Annotated in this window: 16 protein-coding genes; 8 read left to right on the forward strand and 8 right to left on the reverse strand. The window is 74.3% G+C overall.

Translation table 11 applies throughout. The annotated features are described in order from the left end of the window. Positions 1–332 precede the first annotated feature (332 nt). The 6 genes from C4U03_RS22260 to C4U03_RS22285 all read left to right on the forward strand — a co-directional run bounded on the left by C4U03_RS22260 (position 333) and on the right by C4U03_RS22285 (position 6,035). A complete protein-coding gene (locus C4U03_RS22260; RefSeq protein WP_103939797.1) occupies positions 333–1,109 on the forward strand; it encodes an alpha/beta fold hydrolase in 777 nt (258 codons plus the stop codon). 62 nt (positions 1,110–1,171) lie between these two features. Beyond that, positions 1,172–2,446: a cytochrome P450 gene (locus tag C4U03_RS22265; RefSeq protein ID WP_103939798.1), complete on the forward strand. Its 1,275-nt coding sequence runs from the start codon at positions 1,172–1,174 to the stop codon at positions 2,444–2,446. Beyond that, a complete protein-coding gene (locus C4U03_RS22270; protein ID WP_160147060.1) occupies positions 2,443–3,135 on the forward strand; it encodes an IclR family transcriptional regulator in 693 nt (230 codons plus the stop codon). Before C4U03_RS22265 ends, C4U03_RS22270 begins: the two co-directional genes overlap by 4 nt. Positions 3,136–3,475: 340 nt before the next feature. Continuing rightward, positions 3,476–4,153 carry a DUF998 domain-containing protein gene (locus tag C4U03_RS22275; protein WP_103939800.1) on the forward strand — a complete coding sequence of 226 codons (678 nt, stop codon included), beginning with the start codon at positions 3,476–3,478 and terminating at the stop codon, positions 4,151–4,153. Between the two features lie 89 nt (positions 4,154–4,242). Beyond that, positions 4,243–4,617, forward strand: coding sequence for a YciI family protein (locus tag C4U03_RS22280; protein WP_103939801.1), 375 nt, complete (start codon positions 4,243–4,245; stop codon positions 4,615–4,617). 167 nt (positions 4,618–4,784) lie between these two features. Beyond that, entirely contained in the window at positions 4,785–6,035 is a 1,251-nt protein-coding gene (locus C4U03_RS22285; protein WP_103939802.1) for an RNA polymerase sigma factor, read from the forward strand. A 16-nt stretch (positions 6,036–6,051) separates the two neighbouring features. On the opposite strand, the gene C4U03_RS22290 is transcribed toward C4U03_RS22285, so the two are convergent. From C4U03_RS22290 to C4U03_RS22300, 3 genes are all read right to left on the reverse strand, one after another. Continuing rightward, complete coding sequence (locus C4U03_RS22290) at positions 6,052–7,020, reverse strand: Acg family FMN-binding oxidoreductase (RefSeq protein ID WP_103939803.1); 969 nt, start codon at positions 7,018–7,020, stop codon at positions 6,052–6,054. A gap of 131 nt (positions 7,021–7,151) precedes the next feature. After that, positions 7,152–7,505, reverse strand: coding sequence for an STAS domain-containing protein (locus C4U03_RS40525; protein WP_160147061.1), 354 nt, complete (start codon positions 7,503–7,505; stop codon positions 7,152–7,154). 861 nt (positions 7,506–8,366) lie between these two features. Then, positions 8,367–9,269 carry a DMT family transporter gene (locus tag C4U03_RS22300; protein ID WP_103939805.1) on the reverse strand — a complete coding sequence of 301 codons (903 nt, stop codon included), beginning with the start codon at positions 9,267–9,269 and terminating at the stop codon, positions 8,367–8,369. A 178-nt stretch (positions 9,270–9,447) separates the two neighbouring features. On the opposite strand from C4U03_RS22300, the gene C4U03_RS22305 reads away from it, so the two are divergent. Then, on the forward strand, positions 9,448–11,937 hold the full coding sequence (locus tag C4U03_RS22305; RefSeq protein ID WP_160147062.1) for a protein kinase domain-containing protein: 2,490 nt from the start codon (positions 9,448–9,450) through the stop codon (positions 11,935–11,937). Positions 11,938–11,940: 3 nt separating this feature from the next. On the opposite strand, the gene C4U03_RS22310 is transcribed toward C4U03_RS22305, so the two are convergent. The 5 genes from C4U03_RS22310 to C4U03_RS22330 all read right to left on the reverse strand — a co-directional run bounded on the left by C4U03_RS22310 (position 11,941) and on the right by C4U03_RS22330 (position 20,001). Next, a complete protein-coding gene (locus C4U03_RS22310) occupies positions 11,941–14,079 on the reverse strand; it encodes a DUF3488 and transglutaminase-like domain-containing protein (protein ID WP_146087469.1) in 2,139 nt (712 codons plus the stop codon). Next, a complete protein-coding gene (locus tag C4U03_RS22315; RefSeq protein WP_103939807.1) occupies positions 14,076–15,266 on the reverse strand; it encodes a DUF58 domain-containing protein in 1,191 nt (396 codons plus the stop codon). Before C4U03_RS22315 ends, C4U03_RS22310 begins: the two co-directional genes overlap by 4 nt. Before the next feature lie 4 nt (positions 15,267–15,270). Beyond that, entirely contained in the window at positions 15,271–16,290 is a 1,020-nt protein-coding gene (locus tag C4U03_RS22320; protein WP_235018044.1) for an AAA family ATPase, read from the reverse strand. After that, positions 16,287–18,551: a fibronectin type III domain-containing protein gene (locus C4U03_RS22325; protein ID WP_103939808.1), complete on the reverse strand. Its 2,265-nt coding sequence runs from the start codon at positions 18,549–18,551 to the stop codon at positions 16,287–16,289. Before C4U03_RS22325 ends, C4U03_RS22320 begins: the two co-directional genes overlap by 4 nt. A gap of 439 nt (positions 18,552–18,990) precedes the next feature. Further along, positions 18,991–20,001 (reverse strand): hypothetical protein, encoded by a 1,011-nt coding sequence (locus C4U03_RS22330; RefSeq protein ID WP_103939809.1) that lies wholly within the window; start codon positions 19,999–20,001, stop codon positions 18,991–18,993. 158 nt (positions 20,002–20,159) lie between these two features. On the opposite strand from C4U03_RS22330, the gene C4U03_RS22335 reads away from it, so the two are divergent. Then, positions 20,160–21,242: a quinone-dependent dihydroorotate dehydrogenase gene (locus C4U03_RS22335; RefSeq protein ID WP_103939810.1), complete on the forward strand. Its 1,083-nt coding sequence runs from the start codon at positions 20,160–20,162 to the stop codon at positions 21,240–21,242. Positions 21,243–21,249 lie beyond the last annotated feature (7 nt).

Below are 21,249 nucleotides of genomic sequence, written 5' to 3' on the forward strand. Positions count from 1 at the left end.
GTCCGGCCTTGTCCGCTCCTGTGGCGGTTCCGGTGGTCTGCGGGTCCGTTCCGCCGGTCTCCGTTTCGGCTCTGTCCGCCCCTGGAGCCGGGCTGATGGACGGCGGGTCCGCTGCTGCGGTTTCCGTAGCGGCCTCGTCGGTTCCCGCGCCCGGTCCGATGCTCCACGGGTCCGCTTCTTCGGTTCCCGGGGTCGTTCCGGCGGTCTTCGGGCCGGTGGCCGCGGCCCCCGCATCCGTTCCGCCGGTCCCGGGATCCGCCCCGGCGGTCCCGGCTGCCCCCCGTTCCGTAGTTCCCGGTCCTTCCTGGGGCCTTGACGAAGGAGAGCCAGCCATGTCCGCCACCGAGTCGCCCGCCGTCCTGCCCCACGACATCCACGGCTCCGGGCCGCACCGCGTCATCGCGCTGCACGGCTGGTTCGGCGACCGGACGTCGTTCCGCGGCCTGCACCCGTACCTCGACGCCGACGCGTTCACCTACGCCTTCCCCGACTACCGGGGGTACGGCGACGCCCGCGACCTGACCGGCGACTACACCCTGGCCGAAATCGCCGGGGACGTGATCGCGCTGGCCGACAAGCTGGGCTGGGACACCTTCTCCCTGGTGGGCCACTCGATGGGCGGGACGGCCATGCAGCGGGTGATGCTGGACGCCCCCGGCCGGGTCCGCAAGCTGGTGGGGATCTCCCCGGTGCCGGCCTCCGGGGTGCCCTTCGACGAGGACGGCTGGGCGCTGTTCTCCGGCGCCGCCGACGAGCCCGGCAACCGGCGGGCGATCATCGACTTCACGACCGGCTCCCGGCTGCCGGCCCGCTGGCTGGACGAGATGGTGGCCGGCTCGCTGGGCAACTCGGCCGTCCCGGCGTTCCGCGCCTACCTGGACGCCTGGGCCCGCACCGACTTCCACGCCGAGGTCGTCGGCAACACCACCCCGGCGCTGGTCATCGCCGGTGGGCTGGACCCCGCGCTGTCCCCGGACGTCATGCGCGCCACCTGGCTGGAGTGGTACCCGAACGCCGAACTGGTGGTGCTGGCCGACGCCGGGCACTACGCCCCCGCCGAGGCGCCGCTGGCCCTGATCTCACAGATGGAGCGCTTCCTGGCCGCCTGATCCCGGGCCCCGAGGCCCCGGCCGTTCGCCCGCCGGGGCCGCCGCTCGACAGAACGGAACGCATGACCGACACCCGGCATCGACTCGACGTCTTCGACCCCTACCTGTACGCGCGGGGCACGCCGCACGAGACGTACCGGCGGCTGCGCGACGAGCACCCCGTCCACTGGCAGGAGGAGTACGAGGTCGGCGGCTGGCCCGCCGGCCCCGGCTTCTGGGCCGTCACCCGGTACGCGGACGTCGTGCACGTCCTGCGCACGCACACCGAGTACAGCTCGTGGGCCGGGGCGACGCAGATCCGCGACCCCGACCCCGCCGACCTGCCGTTCATCCGGCAGATGATGCTCAACCTCGACCCGCCCGACCACGTCCGGCTGCGGCGGCTGGTCTCCCGGGCGTTCACCCCGCGCCGTGTCGAGCGGTTCGCCGCCCAGGTGCGGGCGCGGGCCCGGCGGCTGGTGGACGACATCGCCGAGCGCGGCGAGTGCGACCTGCCGGTGGACGTGACCGACGACTTCCCCATCCAGAACCTGGCCGACCTGATCGGCATCCCGCCCGAGGACCGGGACCCGATCCTGGAGTGGACCAACCGCGTCATCGGCTACCAGGACCCCGAGCACGCCGAGGTGGTCCGCGGCCCCGACGGCGCGCCGGTCGACCCGCGTTCCCCGGCGGCGCTGGCGGACATGTTCGAGTACGCGCACCGGCTGGCCGAGCGTAAACGCCGCGAGCCCGCCGACGACGTGATGACCGCCCTGGCGATCGCCGGGCCGGACGGGCACGGGCTCGGCGACGCCGAACTGTCGATGTTCTTCTTCCTGCTCGTGATCGCCGGCAACGACACCGTCCGCTCGGCCCTGCCCGGCGGGCTGATGGCCCTGCTCGACCATCCCGACCAGCACCGCCGGCTGCTGGCCGATCCCACGCTGCTGGACCCGGCGATCGAGGAGATGCTGCGCTGGCATCCGCCGGTGCTGAGCTTCCGGCGCACCGCCGTCCGTGACACCGTGCTGGCGGGACAGCCGATCGCCGCCGGTGACAAGGTGGTGGTCTTTCACGGCTCGGCCAACCGCGACGAGCGCCGCTTCCCCGACCCGATGCGGTTCGACATCGCCCGCGTTCCCAACGAGCACGTCTCGTTCGGCGACGGCCCGCACGTCTGTCTCGGCGCGCACTTCGCCCGCCTCCAGTTGCGCGCGTTCTACCGGGAGCTGCTGTGGCGGCTGCCGGACATCGAGTACGCGGGCCCGCCGACCCGGCTGGTGTCCAACTTCATCGCCGGGATCAAGCACCTGCCCGTCCGCTACACCCCGGCTCCCCGGCTCGGTGCCCGGTGAGCGACGGGGACACCGCCGCCGGGCCGGCCGGCTCCAAGACGGTCGACGCGGGCCTGCACCTGCTGGAGATCCTGCGCGACCACCCCGACGGGCTGAACATCACCGAGCTGTCCCGGCTGTCCGGCCTGCACCGCAACGCCGTCTCCCGGCACCTGGCCGCGCTCGGCAGGCACCGCCTGGTCACCCGCCAGGGCCACACCTACCTGCTGGGCCTGGGCATCGTCGAGCTGAACGAGGCCGTCCGCCACCGGCTGCGCGGCGCCGCCACGGCCGAACTGCAGACCCTCGCCGACGCCTGCCGGGCGACCGCGTTCATCACCGTCCTGGACACCGAGGACGAGGCGGTCGTCCTGACCGTCAGCGAGCCGCGCGGCTCCAACATCCACGTCGCCTACCGCGCGGGCAACCGGCATCCGGCCGACCAGGGCGCCTCCGGCATCGCCATCCTGATCGGCCGCCCGCCCCGCCAGGGGGAGCGCCAGGCCGTCACCCGCGCCCGCTGCGCCGGCTACTCGGTGACCTCCGGCGAACTCCAGCCGGGCGCCTGGGGCCTGGCCGCCCCGATACTGCCGGGCTCCGGTCCCGCCGAGGCCAGCATCGGCATCGTCACCATAGGCGAACGCGAGGACGAGACCACCATCGCGCCCCTGGTGCTGTCGGCCGCCGAACGCATCGCCCGCCTCCTGTGACGCCATCGGCCAGAACGGCCCGCCGGGCCGAGCGGCCAGAACGACCTGAGGGACCCGAGCGGAGGACGGGCGATCACCTCGGAGCATCACCACCGCCTGACCGCCACCCGTGACGAACGCCCCGTCCCAGGGGCCGGTGCGAGGGACCGGGCGCCGCCGATGTCCGGCTCTGGGCGGCGGCTGCGATCCGCCGCCCAAGGGCCACCGTGACCTGCGCCGAAAAAATTCTGAGAAAAAATCCGGGCGGTCTGTCGAATCCGCGCTCCCCCGTTCGAAGCGTGGTCAGAGGGTCGAGAGGGGCGGCAGGAAGCCCCGGCCCGCGGCACACGAGGAGAAGGCCATGATCGAGCAGCGGACGAGGATCGCGCACCCGGCGACCTGCGACCGGGAGACCAGCGTCACCAGGTCGCTCCTGGGCTACGGCGTCATCGCCGGGCCGGTGTACGTGGCGGTGTCGCTGGCCCAGGCGCTGACCCGGGACGGGTTCGACCTGACCCGCCACTCCTGGAGCCTGCTGGCCAACGGCGACCTGGGCTGGATCCACATCGCCAACTTCATGGTCACCGCGGCGGCGACCCTGGCCTGCGCGGTCGGCCTGCGCCGCGCCCTGGGCCCGGGACGGGGCGGGACCTGGGTGCCGCGGCTCGTCGCCGGGTACGGGGTGAGCCTGATCGCCGCGGGGGTCTTCCGGGCCGATCCGGCGATGGGCTTCCCGGCTGGGACGCCGGCCGGGCCGGGCGCGGTGAGCTGGCAGGGGATGCTCCACCTCGCCGCCGGCGCGGTGGGCTTCACCTGCCTGATCGCCGCCTGCTTCGTCATCGCCCGCCGGTTCGCCGCCGGGGGACGCCGGGGGTGGGCCGGCTACTCCCGGCTCACCGGTGTGCTGTTCCTGCTGTCGTTCGCCGCGATCTCGACCGGTGGCGGCGCCTCGTGGGCCACCGTGACCTTCGTCGCCGGAGTCGTGCTCGCCTGGGCCTGGCTGTCGGCCCTGTCGCTGCACCTCTACCGGCACGCCTAGACCACCGACCGCTCGTTTTCCAAGATCCAGACCCGGCCGTTCCGCTACACCTGATCCCGGCCGGCCACCTCATCGAAGGGAGCACTTCCATGCGTTACCTGATCACCCTCCGGGCCACCGCCCAGCCCGCCACCCCGCCGCCCGCCGACCTGATGGAGGCCATCGCCAAGCTCGGAGAGGAGGCCACCAGGTCCGGCGCCCTGCTCGACACCGCCGGGCTGGCCCCCAGCGCGCAGGGGGCGCGGGTCACCCTCACCGGAGGGGACCTGAGCGTCACCGACGGCCCGTTCGCCGAGGCCAAGGAACTGATCAGCTACGCGCTGTACCAGGTCCGCGCCAAGGAGGAGGCCGTCGAGTGGGCCTCCCGCTTCCTGCGCCTGCACCGCGACCTGTGGGAGGGCTGGGAGGGCGAGGCCGACGTACTGCGCGTTTTCGGCCCCGAGGACCTCGCTGCCCTCGCCTGACCCCCCGCCAGCGATCGGAACGCCGCCCCGCCTTCGGATCCTGCCGCCCGCCGCCCCGACCACGGGAACGCGACGGGCCGCCGGACCGGCCGGGGCGGCGTTCGTGATGTCCGGCCGAGGGCGGACGGGGTGCCGGGGGCGGGGCGGGAGTGGTTTGATCTGTCGGCATGACGGTCGATGATCTGCATCGGACGATCGAGGCGGTCTGGCGGATGGAGTCCGCGCGGGTGGTCGCGGGGCTGGCCCGGCTGCTCCACGATGTCGGCCTGGCCGAGGAGCTGGCCCAGGACGCCCTGGTCATCGCCTTGGAACAGTGGCCGCAGTCCGGCGTGCCGGACAACCCGGGCGGGTGGCTGATGCTCACCGCCAGACACCGGGCGATCGACCTGATTCGCCGCAACGCCCGCTACACCGACAAGCTCGCCGAGGTCGGCCGGGACCTGGCGGTCCGCCAGGAGTCGGCCGAGGCCGAGCTGATCGACGAACTCGACGACCACATCGGCGACGACCTGCTGCGCCTGCTGTTCACCGCCTGCCATCCCGTGCTGCCGGCCGAGGGGCGGGTGGCGCTCACCCTCCGGCTGCTGGGCGGCCTGACGACGCAGGAGATCGCGCGGGCCTTCCTCGTCCCGGAGCCGACCGTCGGGCAGCGGATCTTCCGGGCCAAGCGCACCCTCGCCGACAAGGGGGTGCGGATCGAGCTGCCGCCGCCGGACGAGCTGCCCGGCCGGCTCGCGTCCGTCCTGGAGGTCATTTACCTGATCTTCAACGAGGGCTACTCGGCGACCGCCGGTGACGACTGGACGCGCCCGTCGCTGTGCGAGGAGGCGCTGCGTCTGGGCCGTGTCCTGGCCGGGCTCATGCCGGACCAGGCCGAGGCACACGGCCTGGTCGCCCTGATGGAGATCCAGGCGTCCCGGATCCGCGCCAGGACCGGGCCCGACGGCGAGCCGGTCCTGCTGCTCGACCAGGATCGGAGGCTGTGGGACCGGCTGCTGATCCGCCGGGGGCTGGCGGCCCTGGCCCGCGCCGAGGAGCTCGGCACGCTCGGCCCGTACGGTCTGCAGGCCGCGATCGCCGCCTGCCACGCCCGCGCGGTGACGCCCGAGGACACCGACTGGGAGCGGATGGCCGCTCTCTACCGGGTGCTCGCCCACGTCGCCCCCTCCCCGGTGGTGGAGCTGAACCGGGCGGTCGCGGTGGGCATGGCGTACGGCCCGGCCCGGGGGCTGGAGATCGTGGACGCCCTGGTAAGGGAGCGCGCCCTGCGGAGCTATCCGCAACTGCCCGCCGTACGCGGCGACCTGCTGGAGAAACTGGGCCGCCTGGACGAGGCGCGCGAGGAGTTCCGGCGCGCCGCCGACCTGACCCGCAACGAACGCGAACGGGCTCTGTTCCTCGCCCGCGCCGGCCGGTAGGGCCTGGCCGACGGGATCAGCCCAGGTGCGGTGGCCTGATCGGGACGGGACGGGTGTAGGCGATCACCTCGTCCACCGGGCGTCGCGGGGTGGCCGCCGCCGGGGGCGCATAGCCGAGGCGGAACGCGACGTACGTGATGGGATCGCTGGGCCGGCGCAGCGCGTCCCGCAGTTCGGGGTCCTCCAATGGTGTGGTGAACACCGAGACGGCCAGCCCCCGACGGGTGGCGTCCAGCCACACCCGCTGCATCGCCTGCCCGGCGCGCAGCCACTGCGGCGGCGCGTCCTCCCCCCGGACGGTCAGGACGGCCACCGTCGGCTCGCGTTCCAGCCGTACGGACGCCCGGCCGGGAACCTCCCGGTCAGGGGCCAGGTCGCGGAGCGAGACGGGCCCGCCCTCGGTCCACGGGCCGACCGCCGCCAGCGGAATGCCGTCGTCGCGGTACGGGTCGTCGGTGACCCAGTTGTACAGCTCCCTGCGGTAGGCGGGGCTCTCCCGGCGCCGCTCGTCGGCCATCAGGGCGAGGTAGAGCAGGAAGTCGGACTCGTCCTGGTCGAGGAAGCGCAGCTCGGCGCCTTCGGCGGCGGCGGCCGTGATGAGCGGCTCCAGGGCGCCCGGCGGCGGCGGAACGTCCTCGAAGGGGGAACGGTTGCTGCGCCTGTGCGGGATCGCCTCGTACAGCTCCTCGTCGTCGCCTCCCGGGGTGTACCGCTCACCCGCCCGGACCGTGGCCACATGCCGCCGGTCGCGGGGATCGGGGAGCAGCTCGGTGTGCTCCCGCCGGCCGAGGTAGCGCACCGCCAGCCGCAGGTTGAGCACCGCGGCGCCGAGGCTGATGTGCATGGAACGCCCCTGCGGGTCGACCGCCGGCAACCGCCGGGACGGGTCGGAGTGCACCTCCACCCCGCCGGGCACGAGCAGGAACTGCCACGGCTGGCTGTTGTGGATCGACGGAGCCTGGACCGCCGCATCGACACAGCCCACCAGCTCGTCCTGAGAGGGTGAAACGACGGTTCCGGCCATCCGCGGGACCCCCTTCCCGGCACCGTTCCCCTAGCGTCCACCCACGCCATACCCCTGACCAGGTAAAACAGTCTTACGAACCGGGTGTTCGCTCAGGCGGTGGCGCCGGCGGTGGGGCAGACGTCGAAGGACCGCTGCAGGCCGGTGATCTGCAGCAGCCTGCTCATCGACGGGCGCGGGGCGGCCAGGGACAGGGACAGGCCCAGCAGGCGCGCCCGGCGCCGGGCGGCGACCAGTACGGACAGGCCGGCCGCGTCGCAGAAGGACACGCCCGACAGGTCGAGGACCACGGCGGCGCGGGCCCGGCGGAACTCGGCGAACAGCTTCTCGCGCAGCGCCGCCGCCGAGGCGATGTCGAGCTCGCCCTCGATCGCGACGACGGTGCGGGCGGCCAGCCGCCGGCTGGTCACCTGGATCGCGGGGTGGGCGACGGTGTCGGTGTACATGCAGAGATTTCCCATACGGAGTTGACGGCCCGCGCGAATGCGCGGGTCCGAGCGTGCGTCGAGGGCGGCGTGGTGTTCGCCGGACGAGTCAGCGGCCGTGACCTCTGGAGTGTGGACGGATACGGACGGGCGCGACGGGCCGGCGGTGTCCGGGCCGGTCGATTCACCGGGTGGTGTGCGGCGCGATCGGGACGCCTCGGCGTGCGGCGGCGTCGGGACGTCCTGCTCGCCGGCCTGTGTGCGTCCAGATGCGGTGGCGGGAGTCGGGACGGACATGGTCGGCTCCGCACTGACGTGTGGAAAGCCCTCGATCGCCTCCGACTATACGCGACCCTCCACGCCGTGCACCACCGAATGTGAATCGGCCGGTCACCGTCGGGATTCCGGCCACGTGCCGCCTTTTGTCGATGCTTTGCCGCCGGCTTGCCGTATCCCTTGATTCCAGCGCGATGAACTGCGGACATGTCGCCCCTTCGAGGGTGCTCGGCGGGATCGGCGAAGCGGCCGGGCCCCGATCCGAGGGCTGCGGGAGGGCCGACCGTCGTGGCCATGACGCCCGTCAGGGGCGCCGCCACGGCCCTCCGGCGGCCGTCCCGAACGAGCGGGACCACGATCTGCCGGACGGCGGTAAAACAGCCGGACCATCCAGGACCTCTCCCACCGTATGCCCCGTTTCACCAGGTGACCCTTACCGAGCGTAAAAATGCGCACACCTTTCTCCAAGGGAGAACCATGGCGACATGGCCGGCGACACGGCGCGACCGTGGGAAGCCGACCCGGTTCACCGACATGATCACTCACGGCGGTGACATTCCGGCATCGTGGAAATTTCACATACCGGAGATGCTTCGGTGAGCCGGGTCAGGACCGGCGGGACAGCGCGACACCGGCCAGGCAGACCACTCCGCCGACGAGGGCCGGCAGCCTGGGGAACTCGTTCAGCAGGACCGCCGCCATCACGATCGTGACCGGCGGCACCAGGTAGGTGGTCACGCCCAGCCGCCCGGCGTCCATGCGGGCCAGCGCGTACGCCCAGGTGCTGAAGGCCAGGGCGGTGGGCACCAGGCCGAGATAGACCAGCCCGCCGGTGGCGCCCACCGGCGCGTCGCCGAGGTCGTCCACCAGGGCGGGGGTGTACGGCAGGCAGGTGACGGCCCCGATCGTGCAGGCCAGCCAGGTCACCTGCAAGGCGGGCAGCCGGCGCAGCACCGGCTTCTGACACAGCACGCCGATGGCGTAGGTGACGGCGGCGACCAGGCACAGCACCACTCCGAGCAGGTCGGCGTCACCGCCCTCACCGCCGCCGGTGGTGCCGAGCCCGATCAGGACGGCCCCGGTGAAGGCGACCGCCAGCCCGATGAGCAACCAGCGGGGGAAGCCCTCGCCGAGCAGCAGACCGGCGAACACCGCGATCAGGATGGGGCCGATGTTGACCAGCATGGCCGTCGTCCCGGCGTCCACATGCTGCTCGGCCGCGTTCAGCGCGACGTTGTAGATGGCGAACCAGGCCACCCCGCACAGCGCCAGCAGCCCCCACTCGCGGCGGTTGGGGGCCACCCAGGCCCGGCGGGCCGCCAGGAGCGCGCCGAGGGCGGCGCTGCCGACCAGCAGCCGCCCCAGCGCCAGTGCGCCGGGCTCGTAACTCCTGCCGACCCACCGGATGGCCACGAACGCCGACGCCCAGGCCAGCACCGTCACCGCCACGGCCGCCAGGGCGGCCGGCTCGGGGGAGGTACGGACCGGTGCCGTGATCTGTCGCGTCATGGCCCCGACGGTAGGGGAAAGATCATTCGGTCCCCACCGAATATTCGGCCGTCCCCGCAGGCCCCAGCGCCCCGAAGGCGTCGCCGCGTCCACGACAGGGAGACCATGCGGCACTGGGCCCCCTTCTGGGTCTCCCCAAGAGGTGGAGCGCGGTGGCAGGATGTCGATCATGTCGGCGATGAAAGGTGATGAGTTCATCGCCCGCCTCGTCACCGGATACCACTCCCTGTCGGTACTCCATCGAGGCAAGGGCGCGGTCGTCTACCACGCGTTGCGGGACGGCGACGGCAACCCCGCCGCGCTGAAGGTACTGCGCCTGGACGAACCGGCCGTGCCGGTCGGGGCGGTCGGGGACGAGGAACGCTCCAGCACGCTGCGGATCTCCGAGCACCCGCACATCGCCACGCTCTACGACACGGGCGTGACCACCACCGGCCGCCCCTACACGGCGATGGAGTACTGCCCTGGCGGCTCCTACGCCGAGGTCCTGGTCCGCGAGGGCCCGTTGCCGGTGAGCGAGGTCGTCGAAGTGGGCCGCGCCATCGCGGGGGCGCTGGCCGTGGCGCACTCCGAAGGGCTGCTGCACCGTGCGGTGACACCGGCCAACATCCTGCGGGCCGAGTCCGGCCCGGTGCTGGCCGACTTCCCGATGTGCCGCATCCCCGAGGAACTCGCCGGCGCGCTCGCCGGGGCGATCCCCTACCACCGCCCGCCCGAGGCCCTCCAGGGACTGCCGCAGTCACCGGCGTCCGACGTGTACGGGCTGGCGTCCACGCTGTGGACCTTGCTGGCCGGTCGGCCGCCGTTCACCGATCCCGACACCGAGCCGGACCTGTTCACCTACCGCGAACGGGTGCGGAGTGAGCCCGCTCCGCCCGTACCGGGCGCGGCGGCGACCACCGGTCTGCAGCGGGCACTGGCCAGGGCACTGGCCAAGGACCCCGCCGAACGGTACGCGAGCGCGGAGGAGTTCGCTGCCGCGCTGGCCACCGTCGACACCCGGACCCTTCCGGCCGCCGGCCCCCCGGCGCCCGAGCCGGAAGCGCGGGACCTCCACGTGTGGTCCGCGGCCCCCGAACCGCCCGCCGAGAGCGCCCCGGAAAGACCGGGACCGGGCTGGGGGTTCTTCGACGGGCAGCCCGATCTCGGGGAGCCCGTTTCCGCCTGGTCCGACACCGTCCCCAAGGCCCCGACCGGTTCCCTTCCCGAAGAGCCGGAGGCGTTGACGGGCCCTCGCCTGTCGGCCGTTTCGGACAAGCCGGGGACCGACTGGGATTTCGCCGAAGGGGACGCCGGCCCGGCAAAGTCCGCTTCTGCTGGGGCGGCTGCTTCTGATGAGTCAGGGGCCGACCGGGGGTTCCCTGAGGGGGACGCTGGTTCGGCGAAGTCCGCTTCTGCTCGGGGGGTTGCTTCGCCGCCTGCTTCCGGTGGGCCGGGGGCCGACTGGGGGCTCCCTGAGGGGGACGCCGGTCCGGGGGAGCCCGCTTCTGCTCGGGGGGCTGCTTCGCGGTCCGTTCCTGATGAACCGGAGGCGTTGACGGACTCTCGCCTGCCGGTCGTTCCCGACGCGCCGGGGACTGACTGGGGGCTCTCTGAGGGGGACGCCGGTTCGGGGGAGTCCGCTTCCGGTCGGGGGGCTGCTTCGCCGTCCGCTTCGGGCGGGCCGGGGGCGCCGGCGGATTCCAGGTCGGCGGCCGTTTCGGGCAGACCCGAGTCCGGCTGGGATTTCGCCGGGGGGGACGCCTCGGCCTGGGCCGGTGATCCTCTAGAGGGGGCGTCGTCCGGTGAGCAGGCCGTCGACGGCGGCTGGCTCGCTCTGCCGAACCTGTCCGCGGCCGAGGGCGCGAACGCTCCCGGGACGGTGGCCGCGTACGGGCCGGACCCGGACGTGGCCCCCAAGAGGCGGTCCGGCCCCGGGACCCCTGTGGCGGAGACCGGCGGGGTGGCGGAGGCGGCCAAGGAGGCGCCGGACGCCATCCCCGCGCCGCAGTACGCGGTCGGACTGGAGCAGCAGTCGTTCGACACGGCCGGCCCCTCGCCGCAGTATGCGGTCGGGCTGGAGCAGCAGTCGTTCGACACGGCCGGCCCCGTGCCGGAGGCGGACCTCCCCGATTTCCAGGTCGATTACCGCACGGAGATCGGGCCCGGCTTCGCACCGCCCGACGAGAGCGGATACGAGCAGATCCCGCCCGGGCACCGCGGGCCGCGCGTCAAACCGGCGTCCCCGCACCGCCGCCGTTCGGCGTATTTCGCCGCCGCCGCGATCGGACTGGTGCTGGGCCTGCTCGTCATCATCCCGGCGCTGGGCGGCGGTGGGTCGGAAAAGCCGCGCCCGGGCGCGAGCGGGAGCGCGCCGGCCCCGGAGGGCACGCTGATCGAGCCGCGCGCGAACGGGCCCCACTCCCCCCAGCAGGTGCGCATCACCGACCGGCAGGTCGCCGCCGCCCTGACCTGGCGGGACGGCAGCGGCGGCAAGGCCTCCTACTACGTGGTCGGCGGTCCCACCGGCAGGACCCCCACGACCCTGGCCGAGGTGCCCGTGGGCAGCACCCGCACCGAGATCAGCGGGCTGAACCCGGGCGTCAACTACTGCTTCACCGTGGTGGCGGTGCTCAGCGTGGACCAGGTCGCCGCCGCCACACCGGTCTGCACCAAGCGTCGCACCTGAACGTCACCACAGCAGCGGGCGCGGATCCAGCCACCACAGCAGGCGGCGCAGCGGCGGCCGTGACCGCCGCAGCGCGCGCGTGTAGCCGGCCACGAAGTCGGCCGCCGCGACGGCCTCAGCCGGGTCGACGCCCCCGGCGGGCCAGAAGCCGACCATGTTCACCCGGGTCGCCAGCTCCCGCAACCCGGCGTCCGGGTCGAGGGCGGCCACCTCCCGGACGGTGCAGGCGGCCGGCACCGGGCGCCCGGCCAGGCGCAGCCCGTCCAGCACCTCGGCCCAGGCACCGATGATCCGCTCGGCGGGCGTCCCCCGGTAGAGCCGTCGCCGCGTCCGCCGGCGCCGCAGCAGCGGAACGACGACGAACGGGGCCGGCACCACCAGCGCCCCGGCGACGAGCAGCCACGCCCCGGAACCCCCGCCCGCCCCAGGGCCGGACAGGGGCGTGGCGGCGGGTGTCGCCGGCCGGCCGCCACCGGGCTGCTGCCCCGCTCCGTTCCCGCCCGGCCGCGGGCTGGGCACGCTGCCTTGGGGGGCCGCCGCCGACCTCGTCGAGGTGCGGCTGCCGGGGACGACGTCGAACGGCACCCAGCCCACCCTGTCGAAGTAGACCTCGCCCCAGGCCACCGCGTCACCGGTGCGGACCTGGTAGCGGCCCGGCCCGTCCGCGACGCCCTGCTCGAACCCCACGACGACCCGGCTGGGCAGTCCGGCCGCACGCGCCAGCACGGCGAACGCGCTGGCGAACTGGTCGGGGGTGCCCCGTCCGCGTCGGCCCTCCCCGGGCATGACCAGGAACGCCGCCAGGCTGGCGTACCCGTGGCCGCCCCGTCCCCGCACGTCCACCACGTAGTCGCGGCGCAGGTGCTCGGCCAGCCGGACGGCCTGCCGGTACGGGCTGTCGGTCCCGGCGACGACCGCGGCGACGTCCCGGATCCGGGCGGGCGCCCCCGGCGGCAGCTCCCGGTACCGCTCGAACTCCGGGTCGGTGGGCACCACCGCATTGACCGCGTCACCGGGCCGCCAGGCGGGCACGTCCCCGGTGACCGTGTAATGCCGGCCGGCGCTCTGCCCGCTGCGGGTCACGATCGTGCCCGAGGCCGGGTCATAGGCGACCGGCGGCCCCTGCACCGCGCGTGGATGGCCCACCGCCGGCAGCCAGGGGCCGGGCAGGTCGTGCACTCGCAGGTCGGCGCGGTATGAGGTGGTACGGGGTGGCGCGGGATCGGGCGCGGGGACCGTCCCGCCGGTCGGCCGGTAGCCGGCCTCCGGAAGCCAGGTCTGGCCGGTGAAGTCCGCCAAGGTCACCCAGCGCAGCTCGACGGGCCGCTCGGCCCGTACCTCCAGCAGCGGGCGGGCGGGTCCGGCGGCCCACGCGGGCAGGTAGCTCAGCGGGTTGACGGCCTGGTCCAGTTCGGCGGGCGGCTGCACGGCCGTGTGCAGGTCCGGTGGCGTGGGCGCCCAGCCGTCCAGCACCGGCGGCGCGGCGAACGCGGCCAGCACGGCCAGCACCGCCGCGACGCCGAGGCTGCGCAGCACCGCACGGCCGTCCATGCGCCCGTACCCGAACTGCGGGCCGGGCGTGGTGCCGAGCAGCAGCGCCCCGGCCGCCACGAGCACCGCCACGGCCGGGTAGCCGGGCGGCGCGTCCGGCCCGGCCAGCACCACCGCGCCGACCAGCAGCACCACTGGCGGCACCAGGGCCAGCAGCGGCCGGGCCGCCCGCGCCGCCGCGACCGCCGCCGCACCGGTCAGCCAGGTCGCCGTCAGCGGCAGCGCCAGCGTGTCGACCGTCACCGGTACGGGCGGCGTCGTCGTCAGGATGCGGGCGCCGGAGTGCAGCAGCGCGTCGACCGCCCCGGCCACCGCCCCGGGCGTCTGGCCCGGACGCCATGCCGCCAGCGCGACGAGCGCCGCCAGCGGCACCGGCAGCCCGCCCAGCAGCGCCCGTACGGGCGGCAGCCGCCCGGCGAGCAGGGACGCCACGGCCACCGACCCGGCCGCGACGCAGCCCAGCAGCCACCGGACCATGCCGGGGTCGGTGTAGCCGGGCGCGAACACCAGCCCCGGGGCCAGCACCGCCAGGCTCAACGCCGTACCGAGCGTCCAGGCCGCCGCACCACGGGCGGGGACGCCAGGACTCACCGCCACTCCCGTACCTCGTCCCACCTGGTGGCGAACTCCCCGGCGTCCTGCCCGGCCAGCAGCAGGACGCCGGGGACCGCGGCGCGGGGCCGGCCGCCGACGATCCCCGCCACCAGGCCGCGGTAGCAGTCCCGCAGCTCCCCGAACAGGGCCAGGTCGGCGTCCCCGAGGGTGGCGCCGATGAGGACGGCCACGTCCGCGGCCGGTCGCATCCGCAGCAGCCGGCAGGCGCGGGCGAGACCGGGATGGGCGGCGGAACCCCCGGCGGATCCGGGCGCCGCCGGCTCCATCTCGGCCAGCAGGTCCAGCATCGCCGAAGGCCCGGCCCGGCCGTCGGCGCGGCGGCCCCCGCAGAGCTGGAGCTCGCAGGTCAGCCCGGCCCGGACCGCCGTCGCCAGCACCGACGCCGCCGCCTCCGCCACCTGGTCCAGCGTGTCGCGTCCGGCCGCCCGCTCGTCCACCAGCACCACGATCCGCGGCCGCGAGGTGTCCACGTACTCGCGCACCATGAGCCGCCCGTGCCGCGCCGAGCTGCGCCAGTGCACCTGCCGCAGGTCATCGCCGGGTACGTGCTCGCGCAGGCCGTGGAAGGTGAGCCCGCCGGCCTGCACCGCGTCCCCCTGGCCGTCGGGATCGGGCATCAGCCCGGCCGGCACCGTCCGTATCGGATGCACCTTCGGATGCACCCACACCCGGGTGGTCTCGCCGTGGCGGCGGACCGTGGCGGCCAGGCCCAGTGGATCGATCCGGCCGGCCTCCAGCGGGCCGATGTCCAGCACGCCCCGGCGCTCGGCGGCCAGCTCGTACGACACCTGGCCGGAACCGCCGCGCAGGTCGGGCAGCGCCCGCCGGACCCGCCCGCCGGGACCGGCGATCCATTCGGCCGCCACCAGGGACCGCCGCCCCGCGCGTCCGGGCGTTCCGGCGTCTGGGCGCGCGGTCCCGCCGGACGGTTCGACGACGGCCTCCAGGGTCACCGTGATCGTGGTGCCGCCGGTCACCCGGACGGTCGGGATCCGCCGCCGCACCCGCAGCCGGACCGGACGCCCCACCATCGCCACGGCGGACGCGACGGTCAGCAGCGCCAAGGCCCCCAGCAGCACCGGCTCCCGGTACCCGAACGCCAGGCCCCCGGCGAGCAGCACCGCCCCCGCCACCGCGACCAGCAGCCCCCGTCGGGTCGGCACGGCGTCAGGCTCGTTCCGCGGCCGCCGGCGCCAGCCCCGGACGCGGCGCCGGGGTCGCCTCGACGATCTGGTGCAGCACCGCCGCGCCGGTCAGGTCGCGCAGCGCCGCGTCCGGGGTCAGCACCAGCCGGTGCGCCCAGACCGGCCCCACCAGCTCCTTGACGTCCTCGGGGGAGACGAACGGGCGGCCGTCGGCCAGCGCGTGCGTGCGGGCGGCGCGCACCAGTGCGACGGTGCCGCGCGGCGAGACGCCCAGCCGCAGATCCGGATGCTCCCTGGTCTGCCGGGCCAGCTTCAGCACGTACTCGTAGACCTGGTCGTGCACGAACACCCGGGCCGCCAGCTCGCCCATCAGCGCGACGCCCCGTGCGTTGGTCAGCGGCTCCACATCCTCGGGGGAGCGCAGTGCCGCCCCCCGCATCAGCGCCAGCTCCGCCGCCGCGTCCGGGTAGCCCAGCGACAGCCGCATCAGGAACCGGTCGAGCTGGGCCTCCGGCAGCCGGTACGTCCCGTCCATCTCCACCGGGTTCTGGGTGGCCACCACCAGGAACGGGCGCGGCACCGGATGGCGGTGGCCGTCCACCGTGACGTGCCGTTCCTCCATGACCTCCAGCAGCGCCGACTGGGTCTTGGGGGAGGCCCGGTTGATCTCGTCGGCGATCAGCACGTTGGCGAACACCGGGCCCGGGTGGAACTCGAACTCGCGGGACCGCTGGTTGAAGACGGTGACCCCGGTCACGTCGGCGGGCAGCAGGTCGGGGGTGAACTGCACGCGCCGCCAGTCGCCCTCCATCACCGCGGCGATCCCCCGTGCCAGGGTCGTCTTGCCCACGCCGGGCACGTCCTCCAGCAGCAGGTGGCCCTCGCTGAACAGCGCGGTCAGCGCCAGCCGCACCACCCCCGGCTTGCCGAGCACCACGCTCTCGATGGCGGTGGCCAGCCGGTCGGCCTCGTCGGCGGCGATGGCGGCCTCGTTGGCGGTCAGCGGCTTGCCGGGGGCGTGCAGGTAGGTGTCGGTGGTCACGGTCTGGTGGGCTCTCCCGGCTCGACCTGGCCCGGCTGGCCGTCGTTCGGCGGCGGGTCGACGCTGATGAGGCCGCCGTCGTCATTGTCGCCGCCGGCATCACCTCCCGGGGTGATGGGGTCGGGCGGCTGGATCGTGGGCTCGGGATCGGGGTCGCGGGTGGGGGGCGTAGGGGTGGGGTTGGGGGGCGTGGGGGTGGGGGTGGGGTCGGGCGTGGTGCCCTCGACCCGCAGGACGTTGCTCGGCGCGCTGGGGGCGCCGCCGCCGCCGGAGGAGTTGCGCGCCACCACCGTGAACGACCACGAGCCGGCCGGCATGTTGGCGATCCTTAGCTCCACCCTGCCGCCTATCAGCGGCGAGGCGCTCGCGGTCCGCACCGGGTAGGTGCTGCCGCCGTCGTGGTCGGTGGACGTGACGGTGTAGTTGTCGGCGCCCTCCACCGGGTCCCAGCACACGACGACGGTGGTGCCCTGCATCTCGGCCCAGACGTCGGTGGGGACGCCGGGCCGCTCGGCGGCCGGCGTGACCTCCTCGGACTGTGCGAACGGCCCGGTGCCGTACCGGTTGGTGGCCGTCACCCGGAACCGGTACTTCGTGCCGTTGGCCAATCCGGTCACGGTGATCCCCAGCTGGGTGCCCGGCACGGTGCGGGTGCCGCCGTTCCAGGTCACCTGGTAGCTGTCGACGGGCGCGTCGGGGGAGTGCGCCTGCGACCACGACAGCTCGACCTGCCCGTCCCCGGCCACCGCGTTCACCGGCACCGGGGAACTGGGCGGGGCGCCGGCCTCGGGCGGCTGGGAAGGCGTCGGCGAGGGCGACGGGGAGCCGGGTGGCTGCGAGGCGGGCGGCGACGAGGACGGGTCGGGCGTGCCGCTCGGTCTGTCGCTCGGCGTGCCGCTCGGTCTGTCGCTTGGTCTGTCGCTCGGCCGGTCGCGTGGCGTGTCGCTCGGCTGCGGCCGGGGAGGCAACGAGGGCTCCGTGGGGGGCACGGCCGTGGGCCGGGGCAGCGGAGGGTTCGACCGCTCCGGCGGAGCCTCGGGCCTGCGGGTAGGGGGCGGCACGGGCCCCTCACGGTCTCCGCTGGGCTCGTCCTGCGGGCTGGAACTGGGCGACGGGTCACGGGAGCGGTCGCCGCCGATGGTGGACGGGCCCTCGTCCTTGTCGATGACCTTGACCTTGCCGTCGGAGCCGACGACGGCGGCGTTGCTGCCGCTCGGGTCGTTGATGAACAGGCTGTTCTCGTGGACCTGGAGTTCCAGCCCGCCGCGGCCGCCGGGCACGGTGATCACACCGACCTGGCGGCCGCCCGGCTGGTAGACGCGGACCCGGCGGCCGTCGGAGTCGGGCACGTAGAGCCTGCCGGAGAACGGCACCGCGACGCCGGGACGGGAGTCGTCCAGCCTGGTGGTCACGGTGTCGTCGCCGTCCTCGACCACGTCGGCGACCGACACCACGGACTTGGCGGCCGACACGGTCACCGCGCCCAGCGACCCGTTGGTGCGGTCGGGCACGTCGGCCCCGGTCAGCGGCACCGGGGAGGTGATCCGGCGGGCCTTGCCGCCCGTCACCGCCACCAGTTCGCGCCCGCCGCGGTCGGCCGTCAGCACCCCGCGGTCCAGGACGGTGACGGCCAGGTCGCGGCCCGGCCGGGCCACCGGCACCGTCTCGGCCACCGCCGGCTTGCCCCCGGTGATCCGCACGCCGATGGCGGTGCCCTGGCCCGGGGAGACCACCCACAGCACCCCGTAGGTGTCGAACTCCCCGCCGCGTAGCGGGCCGGGCAGGCGCAGCGCCTCGCCGACGGGCTGCAGGGTGGCCGGGTCCACCATCCGGATCTCGCCGCTGGCGCGGTCGACGATGAACGCGCCGTGCTCGCTGAGGACGAACCGGAAGTCGCCGCGCGCCCCCACGTCCAGGCGGCCGGAGAAGCCCAGGGACTTCAGGTCCACGGAGGTGACGCGGCCGGTGACGAGGTCGTGCAGGATCAGGTATCGGTCATTCTGGGTGACCCGCACCCGGTCGCCGCGAGATTCGATCACCGGCTGCCGCAGGTCGACCCGGCCGGACTGCGCGTTGACCCGGCTCACCTGCGCGTGCTTGCTGCTCCACAGCCACACGCTGCCGTCGTGGACGTTGGCGGCGCGGCCCAGCGCCCCGACGCCGAAGACCGTGGCGACCAGCGCCAACGCCAGCGTGACGACCGTTCCGGCGGATGCGCCCCGGCGGATCCGGAGCCGCAGGACGTCCAGTCGATCCCTCACCGAACCCCTTCCGCTTCACCCGCGCCGCGTTATCGCGGACAGGCCCTCGCCGACGCACGGGGCGGTGCCCGTGCGACCTTGCACGGCATTGGACAGCAGGAAACGGGATCGAGATTAACCGAGCAGGATCATCACGTAAATGCGGTGATCACATTATTCGGCGCGGGGAGGGGCCCAATGTCAAGTCTGGGCCGGACCTAATGCGGAGGCTGGGCCCAGGGGCCCAAGGCGTCGGCCCGGTGCGGGACAATCGTCCGGCTAGGCGCCGGACCTGCGCGAATGCCGCTTCGAATGCTCGCCCTCGGCTGCCGGGCCGGCTCGGGTCCGCGAAAACGGTCTGTGCGCCCGGCGCACATGCCACCGGCGTGACCTCGCGGCATTCCGTTCGGATGTCGCGTGATCACGCCGGGTGACGGCCGCCATCGGTGTCCCCGGGCCGTCAGTATCCGTAACCCCCGTCGCCGTTGCCGTAGCCCCCGCCCCCGCCGCCGTTGCCGCCGCCGTCAGCGTCGCCGGCGCCGAGGGCCTTCCTGCCGTTCGGGTCGCTGACGAACCAGGTGCCCTGCACGCCCTGGCCCAGGATGTCACCGGCCTGCTGGTCCTTGACGTACCGGTACAGCGGCCAGCCGTTGAGCGTCGCCTGGCAGACGCCGTCCGCGCGCATGATGTTGCCGACCTTGCCCTTGATGCCGGTGAGGGTCATATTGGCGGTGAACTTCACCGGCGGCCACGCCTTGGCGCACGCGCCGTTGCAGTTGGACTTGCCGGATTTCGGCACGTCCTTGTCGAAGCGGTAGAGGGTGCGGCCCTGGCCGTCCACCACGATGGCGCCGAGCCTGTCGTTCTGGACCGCCTTCAGCGTCGTCTTACCCGTCCAGCGTCCGCCATTGCCGCCGCCGTTGTTCTGGTTGCGCGGCGCCGGCGACGGGGTGGCCCCGGCCTTCTTGCCGGTGGGGGTGCTGACGAACCAGGTGCCCTGTACGCCCTGGCCGCGGGTGTCGCCCGGGCTCTCGTCCTTGGCGTACCGGTACAGCGGCCAGCCGTTGAGCGTCACCTGCTCGGTGCCGTCGGACCGCTTGACCGTGCCGACCAGGTCGGCGTCCAGGCCCTTGACGGCGGCGTCGTCGGAGGTCGTCACCGGCGGCCACGCCTTGGCGCACGCGCCGTTGCAGTTGGAGGCCGGCGGGTCGGCGGTGTCCTTGTCGAAGCGGTACAGCGTGTTGCCCTCGCCGTCCACCACGATCTTGCCGAGCTCGGGGTCGTCGGCGACCTCCAGCGAGGTCGCCTCGACGTCCGCGGACGGGTCTGCGGACGGGTCCTCCAGGGGCTCGGCGGTCTGCTTGGACCCGGCGGCGACGTTCTGCTTGGGGCTTTCGCCGCCGCACGCGGTGAGCAGCATCCCGGCCGTGGCGAGCGCCGCCACGGGGAGTGCCCATCGGGGAATGTCCATCGTCGTTTCCTTCGCGTCGGGGGGCTCGTGCCGATCCACGAGAGCGGCACACCCGCGCCGCTCTCCCGGGTCGGCAGGCAGTACGGCCCCTGCCGCCGACCGGGTTCAACACGGCCCCCCGGCCCGGCGGCACCGGTGGCCTGAGAGAATCGACGCCGATGTACCGACTTCTTTTCGCACTGGTCATCGCGCGGATCCCGGCCGAGGCCGTACACCGCGCCACCCTGCGGGCGCTGCGGCTGCTGCAGTCGGCGCCGGGCCTGGCCCGGCTGCTGCGGCGGCTGCTGGCCCCGCGCGACCCCGCGCTGACGGTGCGGGCGCTGGGGCTGGAGTTCCCCGGGCCGCTCGGGCTGGCCGCCGGTTTCGACAAGGACGCCGAGGCGTACGAGGCGCTGGGCGCGTTCGGTTTCGGGCATGTCGAGATCGGCACCGTCACCGGCCAGGGGCAGCCCGGTAACCCGGCCCCGCGGCTGTTCCGGCTGCCCGCCGACCGGGCGATCATCAACCGGATGGGCTTCAACAACCACGGCTCGCAGGCCGCGGCGGCCCGGCTGCGCGCCCGCCGCCCCGGGACGGTGGTGGGCGTCAACATCGGCAAGACCAAGGCGGTGCCCGAGGAGCAGGCCGTCGGCGACTACGTCGCCAGCGCCCGCCGGCTGGCCCCGTACGCCGACTACCTGGTGGTCAACGTCAGCTCCCCCAACACCCCGGGCCTGCGGAACCTCCAGGCCGTCGAGCAGTTGCGCCCGCTGCTGGAGGCCGTCCGCGAGGCGGCCGACGCGGCCTCGCCGGGCCGGCGGGTGCCGCTGCTGGTGAAGATCGCCCCCGACCTGGCCGACCCCGACATCGACGCGGTCGCCGACCTGGCGCTGGACCTGGGGCTGGACGGCATCATCGCCACCAACACCACCATCGCCCGCGAGGGCCTGCGCAGCGGCCCGGAACTGACCGCGCAGACCGGCGGGCTGTCCGGTGCCCCCGTCAAGGCGCGGTCCCTGGAGGTCCTGCGCCGGCTGCGCGGACGGGTCGGCGACCGGCTGGTGCTGATCTCGGTCGGCGGCGTGGAGACCGCCGACGACGTCTGGGAACGCCTGCGGGCGGGCGCCACCCTCGTCCAGGCGTACACGGCCATGATCTACGGCGGCCCGCTGTGGGCGCACCAGGTCCACCGGGACCTGTCCCGCCGCCTGCGCGGCAGCGCCTTCCGCACCCTCCAGGACGCCATCGGCCCCAAGGATTGACCGCGGT

Source organism: Thermomonospora echinospora, from assembly GCF_900108175.1.
Classification (GTDB): Bacteria; Actinomycetota; Actinomycetes; order Streptosporangiales; family Streptosporangiaceae; genus Thermomonospora; species Thermomonospora echinospora.

Coding starts and splice junctions, on each gene's coding strand:
- C4U03_RS22335 (WP_103939810.1), top strand. CDS start 20,160: ATGTACCGACTTCTTTTCGCACTGGTCATCGCGCGGATCCCGGCCGAG.
- C4U03_RS22285 (WP_103939802.1), top strand. CDS start 4,785: ATGACGGTCGATGATCTGCATCGGACGATCGAGGCGGTCTGGCGGATG.
- C4U03_RS22330 (WP_103939809.1), bottom strand. CDS start 20,001: ATGGACATTCCCCGATGGGCACTCCCCGTGGCGGCGCTCGCCACGGCC.
- C4U03_RS22275 (WP_103939800.1), top strand. CDS start 3,476: ATGATCGAGCAGCGGACGAGGATCGCGCACCCGGCGACCTGCGACCGG.
- C4U03_RS22305 (WP_160147062.1), top strand. CDS start 9,448: ATGAAAGGTGATGAGTTCATCGCCCGCCTCGTCACCGGATACCACTCC.
- C4U03_RS22280 (WP_103939801.1), top strand. CDS start 4,243: ATGCGTTACCTGATCACCCTCCGGGCCACCGCCCAGCCCGCCACCCCG.
- C4U03_RS40525 (WP_160147061.1), bottom strand. CDS start 7,505: ATGTACACCGACACCGTCGCCCACCCCGCGATCCAGGTGACCAGCCGG.
- C4U03_RS22265 (WP_103939798.1), top strand. CDS start 1,172: ATGACCGACACCCGGCATCGACTCGACGTCTTCGACCCCTACCTGTAC.
- C4U03_RS22260 (WP_103939797.1), top strand. CDS start 333: ATGTCCGCCACCGAGTCGCCCGCCGTCCTGCCCCACGACATCCACGGC.
- C4U03_RS22300 (WP_103939805.1), bottom strand. CDS start 9,269: ATGACGCGACAGATCACGGCACCGGTCCGTACCTCCCCCGAGCCGGCC.